This is a genomic window from Pseudomonas putida, from assembly GCF_005080685.1.
GTDB classification, from domain to species: domain Bacteria; phylum Pseudomonadota; class Gammaproteobacteria; order Pseudomonadales; family Pseudomonadaceae; genus Aquipseudomonas; species Aquipseudomonas putida_V.
The window spans coordinates 3,935,115-3,953,427 of record NZ_CP039371.1 but is presented as its reverse complement, the minus strand read 5'-3'; the positions used below and the strand labels follow the sequence as shown (position 1 = coordinate 3,953,427).

16 protein-coding genes are annotated in these 18,313 nt (G+C 64.9%); 7 read left to right on the top strand and 9 right to left on the bottom strand.

The window, feature by feature from the left end:
• The first annotated feature begins 84 nt into the window (after window positions 1-84).
• The 5 genes from glnT to E6B08_RS17930 all read left to right on the top strand — a co-directional run bounded on the left by glnT (window position 85) and on the right by E6B08_RS17930 (window position 5,882).
• The gene (gene glnT, locus E6B08_RS17955; RefSeq protein ID WP_136915285.1) at window positions 85-1,419 is read left to right on the top strand and encodes a type III glutamate--ammonia ligase; all 1,335 of its coding nucleotides are present in this window, start codon (window positions 85-87) and stop codon (window positions 1,417-1,419) included.
• A gap of 67 nt (window positions 1,420-1,486) precedes the next feature.
• Window positions 1,487-2,392 carry a class II glutamine amidotransferase gene (locus E6B08_RS17950; RefSeq protein WP_136915284.1) on the top strand — a complete coding sequence of 302 codons (906 nt, stop codon included), beginning with the start codon at window positions 1,487-1,489 and terminating at the stop codon, window positions 2,390-2,392.
• A gap of 27 nt (window positions 2,393-2,419) precedes the next feature.
• Window positions 2,420-3,094 carry a protein glxC gene (locus tag E6B08_RS17945; protein ID WP_136915283.1) on the top strand — a complete coding sequence of 225 codons (675 nt, stop codon included), beginning with the start codon at window positions 2,420-2,422 and terminating at the stop codon, window positions 3,092-3,094.
• Between the two features lie 15 nt (window positions 3,095-3,109).
• Window positions 3,110-4,435, top strand: a complete 1,326-nt coding sequence (locus E6B08_RS17940; RefSeq protein WP_136915282.1) for an FMN-binding glutamate synthase family protein — start codon at window positions 3,110-3,112, stop codon at window positions 4,433-4,435.
• 145 nt (window positions 4,436-4,580) lie between these two features.
• A complete protein-coding gene (locus E6B08_RS17930) occupies window positions 4,581-5,882 on the top strand; it encodes an ammonium transporter (protein ID WP_136915280.1) in 1,302 nt (433 codons plus the stop codon).
• A gap of 137 nt (window positions 5,883-6,019) precedes the next feature.
• Here the strand turns inward: E6B08_RS17930 and E6B08_RS17920 are convergent, their stop codons facing one another.
• Both E6B08_RS17920 and E6B08_RS17915 read right to left on the bottom strand, forming a co-directional pair.
• The gene (locus E6B08_RS17920) at window positions 6,020-7,432 is read right to left on the bottom strand and encodes a purine-cytosine permease family protein (RefSeq protein ID WP_136915279.1); all 1,413 of its coding nucleotides are present in this window, start codon (window positions 7,430-7,432) and stop codon (window positions 6,020-6,022) included.
• 291 nt (window positions 7,433-7,723) lie between these two features.
• On the bottom strand, window positions 7,724-8,176 hold the full coding sequence (locus E6B08_RS17915) for an Lrp/AsnC family transcriptional regulator (RefSeq protein WP_136915278.1): 453 nt from the start codon (window positions 8,174-8,176) through the stop codon (window positions 7,724-7,726).
• 109 nt (window positions 8,177-8,285) lie between these two features.
• Here E6B08_RS17915 and E6B08_RS17910 point away from each other — a divergent pair, with 109 nt between their 5' ends.
• Together E6B08_RS17910 and E6B08_RS17905 are read left to right on the top strand one after the other, a co-directional pair.
• The gene (locus tag E6B08_RS17910) at window positions 8,286-8,900 is read left to right on the top strand and encodes a LysE family translocator (RefSeq protein WP_136915277.1); all 615 of its coding nucleotides are present in this window, start codon (window positions 8,286-8,288) and stop codon (window positions 8,898-8,900) included.
• 111 nt (window positions 8,901-9,011) lie between these two features.
• A complete protein-coding gene (locus E6B08_RS17905; RefSeq protein WP_136915276.1) occupies window positions 9,012-11,183 on the top strand; it encodes an ATP-binding protein in 2,172 nt (723 codons plus the stop codon).
• On the opposite strand, the gene E6B08_RS17900 is transcribed toward E6B08_RS17905, so the two are convergent.
• From E6B08_RS17900 to E6B08_RS17870, 7 genes are all read right to left on the bottom strand, one after another.
• The gene (locus E6B08_RS17900) at window positions 11,180-13,366 is read right to left on the bottom strand and encodes a response regulator (protein ID WP_136915275.1); all 2,187 of its coding nucleotides are present in this window, start codon (window positions 13,364-13,366) and stop codon (window positions 11,180-11,182) included. The genes E6B08_RS17905 and E6B08_RS17900 overlap by 4 nt on opposite strands.
• A 96-nt stretch (window positions 13,367-13,462) precedes the next feature.
• On the bottom strand, window positions 13,463-14,026 hold the full coding sequence (locus tag E6B08_RS17895) for an NUDIX hydrolase (protein ID WP_136915274.1): 564 nt from the start codon (window positions 14,024-14,026) through the stop codon (window positions 13,463-13,465).
• Between the two features lie 21 nt (window positions 14,027-14,047).
• Window positions 14,048-14,794, bottom strand: a complete 747-nt coding sequence (locus E6B08_RS17890) for a GntR family transcriptional regulator (protein WP_027918582.1) — start codon at window positions 14,792-14,794, stop codon at window positions 14,048-14,050.
• Between the two features lie 88 nt (window positions 14,795-14,882).
• The gene (locus E6B08_RS17885; protein WP_136915273.1) at window positions 14,883-15,272 is read right to left on the bottom strand and encodes a carboxymuconolactone decarboxylase family protein; all 390 of its coding nucleotides are present in this window, start codon (window positions 15,270-15,272) and stop codon (window positions 14,883-14,885) included.
• Window positions 15,273-15,467: 195 nt separating this feature from the next.
• Complete coding sequence (locus tag E6B08_RS17880) at window positions 15,468-15,953, bottom strand: flavin reductase family protein (protein WP_136915272.1); 486 nt, start codon at window positions 15,951-15,953, stop codon at window positions 15,468-15,470.
• A 15-nt stretch (window positions 15,954-15,968) separates the two neighbouring features.
• Window positions 15,969-17,450 (bottom strand): aldehyde dehydrogenase, encoded by a 1,482-nt coding sequence (locus tag E6B08_RS17875; protein ID WP_136915271.1) that lies wholly within the window; start codon window positions 17,448-17,450, stop codon window positions 15,969-15,971.
• On the bottom strand, window positions 17,447-18,280 hold the full coding sequence (locus E6B08_RS17870; RefSeq protein ID WP_136915270.1) for an alpha/beta fold hydrolase: 834 nt from the start codon (window positions 18,278-18,280) through the stop codon (window positions 17,447-17,449). The genes E6B08_RS17875 and E6B08_RS17870 overlap by 4 nt, the downstream gene beginning before the upstream one ends.
• Window positions 18,281-18,313 lie beyond the last annotated feature (33 nt).

The following is an 18,313-nucleotide window of genomic DNA, read 5'->3' as shown; positions in this document are numbered from 1 at the left end:
AAGTTGGCAAGCGCATTGCATTCCTGTGAGGAAAGTAAGTTTCTCATGCGGAATCAGTGCCCCTCACCCAGGAGTGATCAATCCATGTTGCCAGCAGAAACCCAGCGCACCCTCGACCAACACGGCATCAAGTACGTGCTGGCGCAGTTCGTCGATATCCATGGCTCGGCGAAAACCAAGTCGGTGCCGGTCTCGGGCCTGAAGATGGTCGCCGAGGAGGGCGCGGGCTTTGCCGGGTTCGCCATCTGTGGCATGGGCATGGAACCCCACGGCCCGGACTTCATGGCCCGCGGTGACCTGTCCACGCTGATTCCGGTGCCTTGGCAGCCGGGCTATGGCCGAGTGGTGTGCGTCGGCCACGTCAACGGCCAGCCCTGGCCCTATGACAGCCGCTATGTCTTGCAAAAGCAGGTCCAGCGCCTGGCCGACAAAGGCTGGACCCTGAACACTGGCCTCGAGCCCGAGTTCAGCCTGTTCCGCCGTGACGAAGGCGGCAAGCTGCAGCTGGTGGATGCCTCCGACAACCTCGACAAGCCCTGCTACGACTACAAGGGCCTGTCGCGCTCGCGTCTGTTCCTCGAGCGCCTGACCGAAGCCCTGCAGCCGGTAGGCTTCGACATCTACCAGATCGACCATGAAGACGCCAACGGCCAGTTCGAGATCAATTACACCTACAGCGACGCCATGGAGTCGGCTGATCGCTTCACCTTCTTCCGCATGGCCGCCGGCGAAATCGCCAACGACCTGGGGATGATCTGCTCGTTCATGCCCAAGCCCGACCCCAAGCGCGCCGGCAATGGCATGCACTTCCACCTGTCGCTGGCCAGTAGCAGCAACAAGAACCTGTTCCACGACCCGTCCGACAGCAGCGGCATGGGTCTGTCCAAGCTGGCCTATCACTTCGCCGCTGGCCTGCTGGCGCACGGCCCGGCGCTGTGCGCCTTCGCCGCGCCCACGGTCAACTCGTACAAGCGCCTGGTGGTCGGCCGCTCGCTGTCCGGCGCCACCTGGGCCCCGGCCTTCGTCGCCTATGGCGCCAACAACCGCTCGGCGATGGTGCGCATTCCCTATGGCCGCCTGGAGTTCCGCCTGCCGGACGCCGGCTGCAACCCGTACCTGGTGACCGCCGCGATCATCGCCGCCGGCCTCGACGGCATCGACCGTGAGCTCGACCCCGGCCAGATGTGCAACGAGAACCTCTACAACCTGAGCCTGGAAGAGATCGCCGCGCGCGGTATCAAGACCCTGCCGCAGTCGCTCAAGGAAGCCGCCGACGCCCTGGACGCCGACCCGCTGTTCCGCGAGGTGCTCGGTGCCGAGATCGTCGACGAGTTCATCAAGCTCAAGCGCATGGAGTGGGTGGAGTACTGCCGCCACGTCTCGGATTGGGAAATCCAGCGCTACACCGAATTTTTCTGATCACCAACCCCATCCCTGGTCATCCGCTACAAGCGGCGGTTGGCCACTGCCTAGAAGGAGCATCACCATGTGTGGAATCGTAGGTCTGTACCTGAAGAAGCCGGCGCTGGAAGCCCAGCTCGGCAAGCTCTTCGAACCCATGCTCGAGGCCATGACCGACCGTGGCCCGGACAGCGCCGGCTTTGCCATCTATGGCGATGAGGTCGCCGACGGCTGGGTCAAGCTGACCCTCCAGGCCACCGACATCGACTACCCCTGGGCCACCCTGATGGGCCAGCTGGAAGGGCGCCTGGGCTGCTCGCTGGACTGGTTCCAGAACGCCAGCGCCGCCGTGCTCAAGCTGCACGCCAGCGAGGCCGCGGCCCGCGAAGCGCTCGCCGAACTGGCGCCGGGCGTGCGCATCATGAGCGCCGGGCAGAGCATCGAGATTCTCAAAGGCATGGGCCTGCCAGCGGAAATCTCCAGCCGCTTCGGCTTGGCCGGCATGAAAGGCAGCCACATCATCGGCCACACCCGCATGGCCACCGAAAGCGCCGTGACCATGGAAGGTAGCCATCCGTTCTCCACGGGCGCCGACCTGTGCCTGGTGCACAACGGCTCGCTGTCCAACCACTTCCGCCTGCGCCAGGAACTCAAGCGCGAAGGCATTCATTTCGAAACCGACAACGACACCGAAGTCGCCGCCGGCTACCTGACCTGGCGCCTGCAGCAGGGCGACACCCTGGCCCAGGCGCTGGACGGCGCACTGCAAGACCTCGACGGCTTCTTCACCTTCGCCATCGGCACCCGCAACGGCTTTGCCGTGATCCGCGACCCGATTGCCTGCAAACCGGCGGTGCTGGCCGAGACCGATGACTACGTGGCCATGGCCTCGGAATACCAGGCGCTGGCCAGCCTGCCGGGCATCGACAAGGCCAAGGTCTGGGAGCCGGCGCCGGCCACCCTGTACGTCTGGGAACGCGAGAGCGCCTGACCCCTCACTGAATTTGCGGAGACTTGCATGAACACGATCGACCTTTCCAGCACTTCGGTGCGCGACCTCAACCAGGCCTTGCACGGCGAGGTGCAGGGCAGCGAGTGGCGGGTCAGCCACCCGGACGGCAAGCACAACCTGGCGGTGGGCATCAACCAGGCCGTGACCGTGGATATCGACGGCCACGCCGGTTACTACTGCGCCGGCATGAACCAGCAGGCCAACATCACCGTGCACGGCAACGTCGGCGTGGGCGTGGCCGAGAACATGATGTCCGGCTCGGTGCGGATCAAGGGCAGTGCCTCGCAGGCCGCCGGCGCCACCGCCCATGGTGGGCTGCTGGTGATCGAGGGCGATGCCGGCGCTCGGTGCGGTATTTCCATGAAGGGCGTGGACATCGTGGTCGGCGGCAGCATCGGCCACATGAGCTGCTTCATGGGTCAGGCCGGGCGCCTGGTGGTGTGTGGCGATGCTGGCGACGCCCTGGGCGATTCGCTGTACGAGGTGCGTATCTACGTCAAGGGCGCGGTCAAGTCGCTGGGTTCGGACTGCATCGAGAAGGAGATGCGCGCCGAGCATATCCAGGAGCTCCAGGCCTTGCTCGACGAGGCCGGCCTGCAACACAAGGCCGCCGATTTCAAACGCTACGGCTCGGCTCGCCAGCTGTACAACTTCAAAGTCGACAACGCCAGCGCGTACTGATCAAGGAGCAACCCCATGAGCGAACAATTCCCCCCGGTACTGCGTGAGTCGGCCACCTTCGATCGCCTGACCATCCAGGAAATCCAGCGCGCCGCCGAAACCGGCATCTACGACATCCGTGGTGGCGGCACCAAGCGCCGCGTGCCGCACTTCGACGACCTGCTGCTGCTGGGCGCCAGCGTGTCGCGCTATCCGCTCGAAGGCTACCGCGAAAAATGCGGCACCGACGTGGTCCTGGGCACGCGCTTCGCCAAGAAGCCGATTCACCTGAAGATCCCGGTGACCATCGCCGGCATGAGTTTCGGTGCCCTCTCGGCCAATGCCAAGGAAGCGCTGGGCCGTGGCGCGACCATCGCCGGTACCAGCACCACGACCGGTGACGGCGGCATGACCCCGGAAGAGCGTGGCCAGTCGCAACACCTTGTCTACCAGTACCTGCCGTCGCGCTACGGCATGAACCCCGACGACCTGCGCAAGGCCGACGCCATCGAGGTGGTGCTTGGCCAGGGCGCCAAGCCGGGCGGCGGCGGCATGCTGCTGGGCATGAAAGTGACCGAACGGGTTGCCGGCATGCGCACCTTGCCGATCGGTGTCGACCAGCGTAGCGCTTGCCGTCATCCGGACTGGACCGGCCCGGACGACCTGGCAATCAAGATTGCCGAGCTGCGTGAAATCACCGATTGGGAAAAACCCATCTACGTGAAGATCGGCGCCAGCCGGCCGTACTACGACGTCAAGCTGGCGGTCAAGGCCGGTGCCGACGTGATCGTGCTCGACGGGATGCAAGGCGGTACCGCGGCTACTCAGGAAGTGTTCATCGAGCACGTCGGTATCCCGATCCTGCCGGCCATCCCGCAGGCGGTACAGGCGCTGCAGGAGATGGGCATGCACCGCAAGGTGCAACTGATCGTCTCGGGTGGCATCCGCAACGGTGCCGATGTGGCCAAGGCCATGGCCCTGGGCGCCGATGCCGTGGCCATCGGCACGGCAGCGCTGATTGCTTTGGGCGACAACCATCCACGCCTGGACAGCGAACTCAAGAAGATCGGCTCGGCTGCCGGTTTCTATGACGACTGGCAGAACGGCCGCGACCCGGCCGGCATCACCACCCAGGACCCGGAACTGGCCAAGCGCCTGAACCCGGAAGAGGCCGGCCGGCGCCTGGCCAACTATCTGCGGGTGCTGGTGCTGGAGGCGCAGACCATGGCCCGCGCCTGCGGCAAGTCGCACCTGCACAACCTCGACCCCGAGGACCTGGTGGCGCTCACTGTCGAAGCGGCCGCCATGGCGCGGGTACCGCTGGCCGGCACCGCCTGGGTGCCGGGCCAGGCCCAGTACTGATTTGACGACAGGGGGCCGCTTTGCGGCCCTTTCGCGACGCAAGGCCGCTCCCACAAGGGACCGTAATCTCCTGTAGGAGCGGCCTTGCGTCGCGAAAGGGCTGCAAAGGAGCCCCAGATGCCCCCATTCGCACAGGAGTGACCCCATGAAGCTTGCCCTTGCTGTTGTGCTGTTCGCGTTGACGCCACTGGCCCATGCCGCCGAGCCCGCCCTGGACACTGGCAACACCGCCTGGGTGATCTGCGCGGCGATGTTCGTGCTGATGATGTGCATCCCCGGCCTTGCGCTGTTCTATGGCGGCATGGTGCGGGCGAAGAACTTCCTCTCGGTGTTCACTCAGTTGTTCGCCGTGGCCGGCGTCATCGGCATTCTCTGGGTGCTGTTCGGCTATAGCCTGGTTGTGGATACCACGGGCATGGTCGAGGGTGAGCTGAACTGGAACAGTTTCGTGGGTGGCCTGGACAAGGCGCTGATGCTCAACATCGGCCATGACAGCCTGGTCGGTACCATCCCCGAAGGGGTGTTCGCGGTGTTCCAGCTGACCTTCGCCATCATCACCCCGGCGTTGATCGCCGGCGGCTTTGCCGAGCGCATGAAGTTCAGCGCCTCGCTGTTGTTCATGGTGGCGTGGTTCATCCTGGTGTACGCGCCGGTCGCGCACATGGTCTGGGGTGGGCCGGGCGCCCTGATGGTCAACTGGGGCGTGCTCGACTTCGCCGGCGGCACCGCGGTGCACATCAACTCAGGCGTCGCCGCCTTGGCCGCTGCGTTGGTGCTGGGCAAGCGCAAAGGTTACCCGCAGGTGGCGATGCCGCCGCACAACCTCGGCTTCACGCTGGTTGGCGCGGGTATGCTGTGGGTCGGCTGGTTCGGCTTCAACGTCGGCTCCGGGCTTGCGGCCAACGAAGGGGCAGGGGTGGTGATGCTGGCGACCATGGTTGCGGCCTGCGCCGGGATCGTCGGTTGGTTGCTCAGCGAGAAGATCATGCATGGCCGGCCTACCGCATTGGGTGCGGCTTCCGGTGCCCTGGCCGGGCTGGTAGGGATCACCCCGGCGTGCGCCTTCGTCGGGCCGTTGGGGGCGGTGGTGATCGGCTTGCTGACCGGGGCGATCTGCTTCCTTGCCGTGACCCGGCTCAAGCAGGCGCTGGGGTACGACGACAGCCTCGATGTGTTCGGGCTGCATGGGATCGGGGGTATCGTCGGTGCGCTGTTGACCGGGGTGTTCGCGGCGCCCGCATTGGGAGGGTATGTCGAAGGCGTGTCGCCGGTGGCCCAGGTGCTGGTGCAATTGAAGGGGGTGGCGTTCACCTTCGTCTATTGCTTCGTGGTCAGCCTGGCGATCCTCGGCACGTTGAAGCTGGTGATCGGGTTGCGGGCCAGCAAAGAGGAAGAGGAGCAGGGGTTGGACCTGGCGGAGCATAACGAGCGGGCGTACAACCTCTGATTGATGGGTGGCCTGCACCGGCCCATTCGCGGGTAAACCCGCTCCTACAGGTACCCCACCGCACCTGAGCATGGTGGCAGTCCTGTGGGCGCGGGTTTACCCGCGAAAGGGCCGGCGCAGACCCAGTCAATAGCCGATCAGTGCCCCATGGCCAGCTTGGCACTCACCTGGCGACGGCGGTAAGCACTGTCTCGCGAGGCCAGCCACCAGTACAGCGGCGAGGTGATCGCCAGCCCCACCAGCCACGACAGGTCTGCACCGTTGATGTGCGCGGAAATCGGCCCGACGTACAGCGGCGTGTTCATGAACGGGATCTGTACCACGATCCCCACTGCATAGGCGATCAGAGCCTGCGGGTTGTAGCGCCCATAGATACCGCCGTCGACCTTGAAGATCGACTGGATGTCGTAGTCGCCCTTGTGGATCACATAGAAATCGATCAGGTTGATCGCCGTCCACGGCACCAATACCACCAGCAGCACCAGCACCATGTCGACGAAGTGGCCGATGAAGTCCGCCGAGGCGAACACCGCCACCACGCAGCAAGCCGCCAGGACGATCAGCGACAGGACCGCGCGGCTCTTGGCGGTGGGGATCCAGCGGTAGGCGAAGGTCTGCACCAGGGTGATGATCGACAGCACTGCGCCATACAGGTTGAGGGCGTTGTGGCTGATCACGCTGAGCAGGAACAGCACCAGCATGATCGGCCCGAGGGTACCGGTGGCGAGCTTGACCGCATCCATGGTATCCATGCCGGCCGGGATCGCCAGCACCGCCACGGCACCGAAGATGAACGACAGGCTCGAACCCAGGGCCGAGCCCAGGTAGGTGGTCCAGAAGGTCGAGCTGACCTTGACGTCGGCCGGCAGGTAGCGCGAATAGTCCGACACGTAGGGGGCGAAAGCGATCTGCCACAGCGCCGCCAGCGACACGGTGGCCAGCCAGCCGGCAAGGTTGAAGCCGCCGCGGGTCAGGAAGTCGTCGCTCTGCACATGGCTGAAGATGTAGCCGAAGCCGACCACGATGCCGATGCCCAGCACCCAGGTGCCGATGCGGTTGAGCACGTGGATGAAGCGGTATCCGATGATGCCGATGATGCCCGAACCAAGGGCGCCGACGACGATACCCACCGGCACCGGCACGGACTCGACCACGCCATGCAACGACTTGCCGGCCAGGACGATGTTGGAGGCGAAGAAACCGATGTACATCACCCCGGCGATGACCACCACCAGCAGGGCGCCGAGCGAGCCGAACTGGGCGCGGCTCTGGATCATCTGCGGGATGCCCATCTGCGGCCCCTGGGCCGAATGCAGCGCCATCAGCACGCCGCCGAGCAGGTGGCCGACCAGGATGGCGACCACGCCCCACACCAGGTTCAGGTGAAACAGCTGCACGCCGAGCGCGCCGGTAACGATGGGCAGCGGCGCGATATTGCCGCCGAACCACAGTGTGAACAGATCCCTTACCTTTCCATGGCGGTCTTGCGGCGGTACGTAGCCGATCGTGTGTTTTTCTATAAGGGGTGCCGTATTGGCTGCACTGGTCATGACTGACTCCAAGGCAAGGTAGGGCGGCGCAAGCTGCCCGGGGGCGTGCCGGCGATGGGCGACGCGTTCTTGTTGGAGCGATGATGCGGGGCGGGGGGATAACGGGAAATTAGTAAATTTGTGCCCATAAACCTTAAAAAACCTAAGGCTGACAAAAGGTTAAGCGGCTGACGGTAGCAAGGAAGGTGCCAGGTGTCTGGAGGGGCCTAGAATGCCCGGCTCGGGGTGGGTGCGGGATTTCGAGCGCCCCAAGGTGGTGCGTCATGGGCATTGGCAGGGCAGGCGCCATGGCTACATCGGCAACATCCGATCCTGAATCACCTCTTTCATCACCAATGTCGAACTCAGCCGCTTCACATTGGGAATGCTGGTCAACTGCTCGTCATACAGCTTCTGAAATGCCGGCAGGTCCCTGGCTACCACATGCAGCAGGTAATCCGGGTCACCAAACAGCCGCTGCGCCTCGACGATCTGCGGTATCTCGCCCAGCGCCGCCTCGAAATCCGCCACCGGCTGGCGAGTGACTTCGCGCAGGGTGACGAACACCAACGCAGCAAAATTCAAACCCAGTGCCGCGGGGGCCAGGCGGGCGTGATAGCCGAGAATCGCTCCCGACTCTTCCAGTGCCTTGAGCCGCCTATGGCAGGGCGAGAGGCTCAGGCCAACGCGTTCGGCAAGGTCGGTCACGGACAGGCGTCCGTCTTTTTGTAGCTCGGCAAGAATCTTTCTGTCCGTGCGATCCATCAAGAAGAATCTTCCAGTTCAAGGTGGTTACAGGGAAATATACGAAAGAAACTCCTCAAGCGAAATGCGTAGGCTTTCTTCATTCGCCAACCCGTGAAGGAAGACTCAAGTGGCAATCAGTGTATTGACGGCGTTCTGGGCCGTGTCGATGTTGTTCGTCATCACCCCCGGCGCTGACTGGGCTTATGCCATCTCGGCGGGTATGCGTGGACGGTGGGTAATGCCCGCAGTAGCGGGAATGCTCTCGGGGCACCTGCTGGCGACGCTGGTGGTGGCAGCCGGGGTGGGGAGCCTGCTCGCTGGCCATCCGCTGGCCCTGACCCTGCTGACCCTGGCCGGCGCCAGCTACCTGCTGTGGCTCGGTGGCAACCTGCTGCTCAGCCCGGCGGTGCCGCAGGCTGCCAACGCAGGCGCTGGCGAGACAGGCGCGCGCTGGGCCTTCAAGGGCTTTTGCATCAGCGGCCTCAACCCCAAGGTGTTTCTGCTGTTCCTGGCCCTGTTGCCGCAATTCACCGACCCACAATCGAACTGGCCGTTGCCGTTGCAGATTCTCCTGCTGGGGCTGGTGCACCTGTGCAGCTCATTGGTGATCTATTCGCTGGTCGGGTATGGCGCCAAGGCCGTGCTGGGTAGCCGACCGCAGGCGGCCAGGTGGGTGGGCAGGGCGTCGGGGGCGGCGATGGTCCTGGTGGCCTTGGGCCTGTTCGCGGCGCAGTTAGGCTAGCCGCTGGCGGGGCACTCCGTTGATCGTTTTGCGGCATTGGGTGGAACGATTCGTTTAAAGCACATCTCCTATTCTCATAAGGAAGGCAAACGTGCTCGGGACGCCCCAGAAATGGCTGTGCTGCAACAACACGAGAGCGACGTCGCTAGGCCCCAGCCGAGCTTCCTTTCCAATGGGGGAGCGATCGGCGATCTGCTGCGCGCGATGGACTGGAGCGAGTCGCCTCTAGGGCCTCCGGCTGGCTGGTCGCCGCACCTGCAGATGGTGATGGCCACGCTGCTGCCGGCGCAGGCCCAGTTCGTGTTGTTCTGGGGCAGCGCCTATGTAGCGTTGTACAACGAAGCTTATGCGCCGACCATCGGCACCAAGCACCCCCAAGCCCTTGGCCGGCCCGCGCGAGAGCACTGGCGCGAACTGTGGGAAGACCTTGAACCGCTGCTGCGCGGTGTGCGAGAGACCGGCCAGACTTATTCGGCCAAGGACCGCGCCTTTTACATCGAGCGTCGGGGGCTGGGCGAGACTGTCTATTTCGATGTGTCCTATTCCGCCGTGCGCGAGGCCGACGGCTCGGTCGGCGGTGTGCTGTGCCTGGTCACCGACACCACCGAACGGGTGCGATTCCAGCAGCGCCAGGCGTTCTTGCTGGAACTGGGGCGCACCTTGCCCGGCCTTGGCGAGGCCGAGCGGATCGAAGCTTACGCGGTGCGTCGGCTGGCCGAGCAATTGGGTGCTGCGCGGGTGTGCTTTGGCGAAGACCAGGGTGATGGTTCTACATTCCAGGTGGCCCAGGAGTGGGCCGATGGCGTGCCGTCGCTGATCGGCCGGCAAACCTACCAGACAATCGGTAGCTCACTGCGTGAGCGGCTGCTCGCCGGCCAGGTCGTGCAGCAAGCGTACGATAGCGCGGTCGCGAAGCAGACCGGGCTCAGCGCTTCGCTGCATGTGCCGGTGCTGCGCGCCGGGCGCCTGGAGGCGGTGCTCGGAGTGGACTTCCGCATGCCGCGCCAGTGCCATGAAGACGAATGCCAGCTGGTGGAGGAGGCCGCCAAGCAAGCCTGGGCGGCCATTACCCATGCCCGGGCCGAACGTGCCTTGCACCTGCTCAACGAAAACCTGGAAGAGCGCGTGGTGGCGGCACTGGCCGAGCGTGAGGCGGCCATGCGTCAGCTGCACGAGGCGCACAAGCTGGAGATGATTGGCCAGTTGACCGGTGGTATCGCCCACGACCTCAACAACATGCTCACGCCGATCATCGCCTCGTTCGAATTGATGCGCCGCCATCCCAACTCCGACCGTGCTCCGCGCCTGATCGACGGCGGCCTGCAAGCCGCCGAGCGGGCGCGCAACCTGGTCGGGCGTCTGCTCAGCTTCGCCCGCCGGCAGACCCTCAAGCCGCAGGCGGTGTCATTGGCGGCGCTGGTCGAGGACATGCGCGAACTGATGGCACGCTCGCTCGGCCCGACCATCGCCGTGCAGGTGCAGATCGACCCGACGTTGCCGGCCGTGGTGATCGACCCGCACCAGTTGGAACTGGCTCTGCTCAATCTGGTGGTCAACGCCCGCGATGCCATGGCCGATGGCGGTGCGCTGCGTATCGCTGCCGGCGTCGGCAGCAACGGGCAAGCGATGCCGGTAGGCGTGGGAGCGGCCAGGTTGGCCTGGCTGCAGGTCAGCGACAATGGTTGTGGCATGGACGAGGAGCAGCTGCGACGCTGCATCGAACCGTTCTACTCGACCAAGGGCGTGGGCAAGGGCACCGGGCTTGGCCTGCCGATGGTCCAGGGCCTGGCGGTACAGTCGGGCGGCAGTTTCGACATTCGTTCCCGGCCTGGCCAGGGCACCGAGGCCACCTTGTGGTTGCCGGTCAGTGAAGTCGCGGCAGCCAGCCCTGCCAGCGTACCGGTCGAACTGCCGTTGGCCGCACGCCCTAGCCGGGTGCTGCTGGTGGATGACGAAGCCATCGTGCGTCATGCCACTGCACTGCAGTTGGCCGACCTTGGCTATGAGGTGGTCCAGGCGGCCAGCGCGGGTGCGGCGCTGCAACTGGTTGAACAGGGGCTGCGGGCGGATGTGCTGGTGACCGACCACATCATGGCCGACATGACCGGGATACGCTTCGCCCAGAGCCTGCGTGAACGCCAGCCCGAGCTGCCGGTGCTGATCATTACCGGCTACGCCAACCTCACCCCGCGGGAGCTGAAGGGCTTCGAGGTGTTACGCAAGCCCTTCCGCGGCGATGAGCTGGCCCACAGCCTGGCACATTTGCTGGCGGACAAGCGCTAGCCCTTCAAGACGTCGCCAAGCGCCTGGCAAACCTGCTCTGCCGAGTACGGCTTGGGCAACAGGGCAAACCCTTGGTGGCCGCCCTCGGCGATCGCGTCGCTGTAGCCCGAGGTAAGAATCACCGGCAGGGTCGGGCAGCGTTCGCGCAGAATCCTCGCCAGTTCCAGGCCACCCATGCCCGGCATCAGCACGTCGGAAAACACCGCATCGAAATGTTCGTCGTCATTGGTCAGTTGCAGCAGCGCTTGTTCGCCCGAGCTTGCCCAGAAGACCCGGTAACCATGGTCTTCGAGAATCTGCGCGATGAAGCCGCCGACCTCGGGGTTGTCCTCCACCACCAGTATGCGCTTGTGTTCCAGGGATGGCCGGGATTGCACAGGGGGCTCGTCCAGCGCCACCGGCTGCGCTTGCGCTGCGGCGACCTGTGGCAGGTACAGGGTGAACTCAGTGCCTTCGCCCGGCATGCTGATCACGCGGACGTCGCCACCGGACTGCTGGGCGAAGCCGAACACCTGGGACAAGCCGAGGCCGGTGCCTTCGCCGGGCGCCTTGGTGGTGAAGAAGGGGTCGAAGATGCGTTCCAGCAGATCGCTGCCGATGCCGACGCCGCTGTCGCGCACCGAAATGGCCACGAAGGGCCCTGCCTGGGCCGGCTGGCCGCGCAGGCTGGGCAGATGTTGCCCGGGCGTCAGGCACAAGTGCAAGGTGCCCTGGCCATTCATGGCGTCGCGGCCGTTGAGCATCAGGTTGATGACGGCGGTTTCCATCTGGCTGAGGTCGGCATGTATGTGGCAGGGCGTCTCGGGTAGCGTCAGGGCGACGCGAACCCGGGCACCGGAGGTGGTATCGAGCATTTCGGCGATGGCCTGCAACCGCGCGCCGGCCTCGAACACTTCGGGGCTCAACGCCTGGCGGCGGGCGAAGGCGAGCAGTTGGCCGGTCAGCTTGGCGCCACGGTCGACCGTGTCGGACACGGTCTTGAGGTAGCGCTGGCGCTGCTTTTCCTCGAGGTTGGCGCGCTGCAGGAAGTGCAGCGACGAGCGGATGATGGTCAGCAGGTTGTTGAAGTCGTGGGCCACACCGCCGGTCAGCTGGCCGATGGCTTCGAGTTTCTGGGTCTGGCGTAGCACCGCTTCGGTGTGCTGCAACTGGGCGGTACGCTCCTCGACCCGTTGCTCCAGGGTCGCGTTCAGTGTCTCCAGTGCCGCCATGGCTTCGCGCAGTTCGGCATTGGCCTGGACCCGCTGGATATGCGCCCAGCAGCGTTCCGTCACCTGGGCGATCAGGGATTGTTCGTAGCTGCTCCAGGTGCGGGGCAGCTTGTCATGGATAGCCATCAGCGCGGTCAGGCGACCGCCCTTGATCAGCGGCATGCAAACGGTTGCGGTGATGCCGATGGCCTGGAAGGTCGCGGCTTCGCGGGCCGCGATCTCCTTGAGGTTGTCGTTGATCACCAAGGGCAGGCCCGCTTTCAAGCGTTGTACCGCCAGCTCGCCGAAATCGGCCAGGCGGTACTGGCCGAGCAGGCGCGGCGAGCCCGCTGCCACCCAGTCACCGCAGATGGTGAAACCGTCCTCGTCCGGCTCCATCACCGCATAGGCGCAACTGGACAACTGCAGGTGCTCGGCGAGCAGCCGCGTGGTAATGGCCATGATCCGATCGGAATCGGTCGCGTTGGCCACCGCACGGCCGAGGTTGTCGAGAAAGCTCAGTCGTTGGTTGGCGAGCACGCTGGCGGTGGTCTCGGTCACGGTGTCGATCATGCCCAGCACGTTACCATCCTGGTCGCGGATCGGGCTGTAGCAGAACGTGAAGTAGGCGAGCTCAGGGCCGCCGTTGCGGTCGATGGTCAGCGGGAAGTCCTGGATGAACACGGCCTCGCCGGCCAGGGCGCGGTCGGCGATGCCGCCGATCTCGCTCCACGCCTCCTGCCAGATCTCGCTGAAGGGGCGGCCCAACGCCAGTGGCTTGTTGCCCAGGATGGGCGTGAACGCATCGTTGTGCAGCGTGAGCAGGTCAGGCCCCCACATCACGGCCTGTGGGAAGTGTGAGCCTAGGCACAGCGCGACGGTGGTCTTGAGTACATCGGGCCACTGCTCGAGCGGACCGAGGGGGGTGGAAGCCCAGTCGTGGTTGCGTATCCGCTCGGCCATGGCGCCGCCGCCGTCTAACCATCTAGCCATTTACCCTGCCGACTCCATGCGTTTGGCACCCTAGAGTGCACTGTAGAGCCAAGCGAAGCGAGGTATTTGTGTGGGCGGAGCATTGGCTCGTCACGCTCAGCGAATGAAATGCACCTTGCCGGTGTCGTCATTGCCCATGTAGATGCCGTACACCCCGGCCTGGCGTTCGAGGATGTAGCGCTCGAGGATCTGCCGGATGGCCGGGTAATAGATCTCGTCCCAGGGGATCTCGTCGGGTTCGAAGAACTTGTAGGCCAGGGTTTCCGGCCCGTACTGCCCGGTTTCCTCGGTGGCGATGGCGCGGAAGATGATGTACACCTCGCTGATCGTCGGCACGCTGAAGATCGAGTAGGGCGAGACGATCTCGCCACGCACGCCGCTTTCTTCCCAGACTTCACGCAGCGCTGCCTGCTCGGTGGTTTCCCCGGCTTCCATGAAGCCCGCCGGCAGGGTCCAGGTGCCTGGGCGCGGGGGGATTGCGCGTTGGCACAGCAGGTACTTGCCCTCGCGTTCGATGATGCAGCCGGCGATGATCTTCGGGTTGAGGTAATGGATGTAGCCGCAGCCGGTGCAGTGCAGGCGTTCGTGGGTGTCGCCTGTGGGAACGCCCCGAGCCAGTTCCGTGGTGCAGTGTGGGCAGTAGCGCGGGGCGTTGGGCATGGTCAGCGGCCTATGCGTTGCTTATATACGTGGATCCTTCAGGGCCAGGGGCTCGACCATGTCGCGCACCTTGGTGTTGTCGTCCTGCTTCTGGCGCAGGTAGTCCAGGGCCACCTTGGCGGCGGCGCGGACGTGGTCGACCGAGGCCTGGTGAGCGACCAGCGGGTCGCCACCCTTGATCGCCTCGACGATCTTTTCCATTTCACGGTTGCTGGCGCCCCGGCGGTTTTCCTGCGACACCGAAGTGGCGCGCAGGTAGCTGATGCGCGCCTGCAGCTGGCGCAGCTGCTGGGCGGCGACCTGGTTGCCGGAGCCTTCCAGGAGCACGTCGTAGAAGCCTTGCACCGAATCCAGCACCTGTTGCAGCTCGCCTTCTTCCAGGGCCTCGCGGTTGACCTCCAGCGCCCGTTCCAGGGCACGGATGTCCTTGGCCTTGGCGTTGAGGGTGAACAGCTGGACGATCAGGCCTTCGAGCACGCAGCGCAGCTCGTAGATGTCGCGGGCGTCTTCCAGGGTGATGATGGCCACCCGCGGCCCCTTGGCGTCGGCGAATTCCACCAGGCCTTCTGATTCGAGGTGGCGCAAGGCTTCACGCACCGAGGTGCGGCTGACGCCGAGGCGGTCGCAGAGGTCGCGCTCGACCAAGCGGTCGCCTGGGAGCAGGTGGAAGTTCATGATCGCGCCACGCAGCTTGTCGAGCACGATTTCGCGCAGTGTTACGGGGTTACGGTTGACCTTGAAGCTGTCATCGAGTGGCTGGCGTTTCATCAGGTGCGCTCTTTATGAGGCTGTTGCGCCAACATCGCGGAGTGCCCCGAACCGAGGCATTCCTTGCAGTGGTTCGAACAGCCCGTTGTTAACGGGTTGACTCCGCATCGGCTTCGGCGAACGCTTCGCGGGCCAGGCGGAAACTGTCCACCGCCGCGGGCACGCCGCAATAAATGCCGACTTGGAGCAGGATCTCGCGAATTTGTTCACGGCTCAGTCCATTACGCAAGGCGCCGCGGATGTGCAGCTTGAGCTCGTGGGGCCGGTTGAGCGCGGAAATCATCGCCAAGTTTATCATGCTGCGCTCTTTGAGCGACAAGCCGTCTCGCCCCCAGACATGGCCCCAGCAGTACTCGGTGACCAGCTCCTGCAATGGCTTGGTGAAGTCGTCGGCGTTCTGGATCGAGCGATTGACGTATTCCTCGCCAAGCACCTGGGTGCGGATCTGCAGGCCTTTTTCGTACTTTTCATTGCTCATGCGCAGTGCTCCAATAAAACAGGGGCCGCATCCGAGGGTGAGCGGGTAGCGCGGCCCCTAAAAAACAGGGGCATCGGTGTTGGATTCTTCGCGGGCAAGCCCGCTCCCACACGTACTGCACAGGTTTGCAAAGCAATGGCATTCCTGTGGGAGCGGGCTTGCCCGCGAAGAACCCAACACCGACTCACATGACTATCAACCCAGCGGCGGCAGGGCGCCCAGCTTGCCCTTGTGATACACCATCGGCGTCACCGGCTCGGCCGGCAGCACCAGGTTCTGCACAGCGCCAACGATGATCGCATGGTCGCCGCCATCGTACTCGCGCCACAGCTCGCACTCGATGATCGCCGTCGCCTTGGGCAGCAACGGGTTACCCAGCTCGCTCAGGTGCCAGTCGATGCCCTTGGCCTTGTCCTTGCCCTTGCCGGCGAACGCATAGGCTTCGGCGGTCTGGTCGGCGGACAGCAGGTGGATCGCGAAGCGCTTGCTGTCACGCAGGATCGGGTAGGTATCGGAGGCATAGTTGGGGCAGAACAGCACCAGCGCCGGGTCGATCGACAGCGCGCTGAAGGCACTGGCGGTGATGCCGACGATGCCGCCGTCGGCGTCCAGGGTGGTGACCACCGTGACGCCGGACGGGAAGGAGCCCATCACGTCTTTGTAGATGCCGGGTTCGATCATTTTCGTGTTCTCTCTTCAGCGCATCACGAACGGGTCGGGCATGGGCGCGGTGGACAGGTTGATCCACACGGTCTTCAGCTCGGTATAGGCAAGCACCGAATCGATGCCGCTCTCGCGGCCATAGCCGCTGTTCTTGAAGCCACCGATCGGTGCCATGGCCGAGACCGCGCGGTAGGTGTTGACCCAGATGATCCCGGAACGCACGTCACGCGCCAGGCGATGGGCACGCCCCAGGTCGCGGGTCCAGATGCCGGCTGCCAGGCCGAACTGCGAGTCGTTGGCGATGGCCAGGGCTTGTTCTTCGGTCTTGAAGCGGATTACCGCCGCGACCGGGCCGAACACCTCTTCCTGCATGATGGTCATCGAGTTGCTGTCGCACTCGAACAGGGTCGGCTCGTAGAACCAGCCGTCACCCTCGACCTCGGCACGCTTGCCGCCCATGTGCAGTTCGGCGCCTTCGGCCTTGGCCGCGGCAACCAGGCCTTCGACCACGGCCAGCTGCTGCGCGGTGGCCATGGGGCCCATTTCGCTGGCGTCGTCCTGCGGGTTGCCGATGCGGATACGCTTGGCGCGGGCGATCAGGCGCTCGACGAATTCGTCGAAGATCTCGTCTTGCACCAGCAGGCGCGAGCCGGCCACGCAGCTTTGTCCGGAGGCGGCATAGATGCCGGCGACGGCGCCGTTGATGGCGCTGTCCAGGTCGGCGTCGGCGAAGATGATGTTCGGCGACTTGCCACCCAGCTCCAGCGACAGCTTGGCGAAGTTCTCGGCGCTGCTGCGCACCACGTGGCGGGCGGTGGCGGCGCCGCCGGTGAAGGCGATCTTGCGCACCAGCGGATGGCGGGTCAGCGCTGCGCCGGTGCTTGGGCCGTAGCCTGTGACGACGTTGACCACGCCGGCCGGGAAACCGGCTTCCAGCGCCAGGCGGGCAAGTTCCAGAATGGTCGCCGAGGCGTGCTCGGACGGCTTGAGCACGATGGTGTTGCCGGCGGCCAGGGCCGGGGCCAGCTTGATCGCGGTCAGGTACAGCGGGCTGTTCCACGGGATGATCCCGGCCACCACGCCGATCGGCTCGTGCACGGTGTAGGCGAACAGGTCGGGTTTATCCAGCGGCAGGGTGCCGCCTTCGAGCTTGTCGGCAAGGCCTGCGGTGTAGTGGAAGAACTCGGGCAGGTAGCCGACCTGGCCGCGGGTTTCGCGGATCAGCTTGCCGTTGTCGCGGCTTTCCAGCTGGGCCAGGTGTTCCTTGTTCTCGGCGATCAGGTCGCCCAGGCGACGCAGCAGCTTGCCGCGTGCGGTGGCGGTGATGCTGCGCCATGCCTGGCTGTCGAAGGCGCGTTGGGCGGCCTGCACGGCCAGCTCGACATCGGCTTCGTCGGCGTCGGGCAATTGCGCCCAGGCCTGGGCGGTGGCCGGGTTGAGGCTGTCGAAGGTCTTGCCGCTCTGGGCATCGAGCCATTGGCCGTCGATGCACATCTGGAAACGAACGAGGGTCATGCAACAATCCCCTTGGCGGATTCGGTAAGCGTGCGGGCTTCCTTGAGGAAGTCCAGCAGCATCTTGTTGACTTCACGGGGTGCTTCCACCGGCATCATATGCCGTTGTTCGGCGAGCACCACGCTTTGTGCGCCAGGAATGCTGGCGGCCAGTTGCCGGGCCATGGCCGGGGTGGAGCCGGCGTCGAGTTCACCGGTGGCGATCAGCGTCGGCACCTGGATGCTGCCCAGGTCGCCTGCGCGGTACATGTCCTGGGTGGCGAACAGCGAATAAGTGGTGTGGTAGCCCTGCGGGTCGTTGTTCGCCAGCACCTGGCGAATGGCCGCGACCTGCGCCGGGTTGGCAGCCTTGTATTCCCGGCTGAACCAGCGATCCAGCGCAGCGTCGACGTTGGCGTCGGGGCCCAGTTCAGCCGCCTGGGCGGCGCGGGCGATGACCCCGGCGCTCTGCTCGGGGGTGCGGTTGAACACGCTGTTGAGCACTACCAGCGCAGACAGGCGCTGCGGGTAGTTGAGGGCGAAGGCGCGCGCGACCAGGCCGCCCATGGAGAAACCGATCACGGTCGCCTGCTTGATCTGCAGGTGGTCGAGCAATTCGGCCAGCTGCGCGGCGTAGCCTTCCAGGCCGGTGTCGGCGGCAGGCAGCGCGCTCTGGCCGTGGCCGAGCATGTCGTAGGCGATGACGCGGTAGTCGTTGGCCAGGCCCACGAACTGCCCGCCCCACATTTCCTTGTTCAGGCCCACCCCGTGGATCAGTACCACGGGTTGGCCCTGGCCTTGATCCAGGTAACTGGTCCCGGCCGGTGTACGTTCAGCGACAGGCTGAATCATGGAGGGCGCTCCTTGAAGGTCGGGCGTGGCGCT

Bases quoted from the DNA above. Each gene is read 5' to 3' on its own strand.
- glnT (WP_136915285.1), top strand. From the start codon at position 85: ATGTTGCCAGCAGAAACCCAGCGCACCCTCGACCAACACGGCATCAAG.
- E6B08_RS17950 (WP_136915284.1), top strand. From the start codon at position 1,487: ATGTGTGGAATCGTAGGTCTGTACCTGAAGAAGCCGGCGCTGGAAGCC.
- E6B08_RS17945 (WP_136915283.1), top strand. From the start codon at position 2,420: ATGAACACGATCGACCTTTCCAGCACTTCGGTGCGCGACCTCAACCAG.
- E6B08_RS17940 (WP_136915282.1), top strand. From the start codon at position 3,110: ATGAGCGAACAATTCCCCCCGGTACTGCGTGAGTCGGCCACCTTCGAT.
- E6B08_RS17930 (WP_136915280.1), top strand. From the start codon at position 4,581: ATGAAGCTTGCCCTTGCTGTTGTGCTGTTCGCGTTGACGCCACTGGCC.
- E6B08_RS17920 (WP_136915279.1), bottom strand. From the start codon at position 7,432: ATGACCAGTGCAGCCAATACGGCACCCCTTATAGAAAAACACACGATC.
- E6B08_RS17915 (WP_136915278.1), bottom strand. From the start codon at position 8,176: ATGGATCGCACGGACAGAAAGATTCTTGCCGAGCTACAAAAAGACGGA.
- E6B08_RS17905 (WP_136915276.1), top strand. From the start codon at position 9,012: ATGGCTGTGCTGCAACAACACGAGAGCGACGTCGCTAGGCCCCAGCCG.
- E6B08_RS17900 (WP_136915275.1), bottom strand. From the start codon at position 13,366: ATGGCTAGATGGTTAGACGGCGGCGGCGCCATGGCCGAGCGGATACGC.
- E6B08_RS17895 (WP_136915274.1), bottom strand. From the start codon at position 14,026: ATGCCCAACGCCCCGCGCTACTGCCCACACTGCACCACGGAACTGGCT.
- E6B08_RS17890 (WP_027918582.1), bottom strand. From the start codon at position 14,794: ATGAAACGCCAGCCACTCGATGACAGCTTCAAGGTCAACCGTAACCCC.
- E6B08_RS17885 (WP_136915273.1), bottom strand. From the start codon at position 15,272: ATGAGCAATGAAAAGTACGAAAAAGGCCTGCAGATCCGCACCCAGGTG.
- E6B08_RS17880 (WP_136915272.1), bottom strand. From the start codon at position 15,953: ATGATCGAACCCGGCATCTACAAAGACGTGATGGGCTCCTTCCCGTCC.
- E6B08_RS17875 (WP_136915271.1), bottom strand. From the start codon at position 17,450: ATGACCCTCGTTCGTTTCCAGATGTGCATCGACGGCCAATGGCTCGAT.
- E6B08_RS17870 (WP_136915270.1), bottom strand. From the start codon at position 18,280: ATGATTCAGCCTGTCGCTGAACGTACACCGGCCGGGACCAGTTACCTG.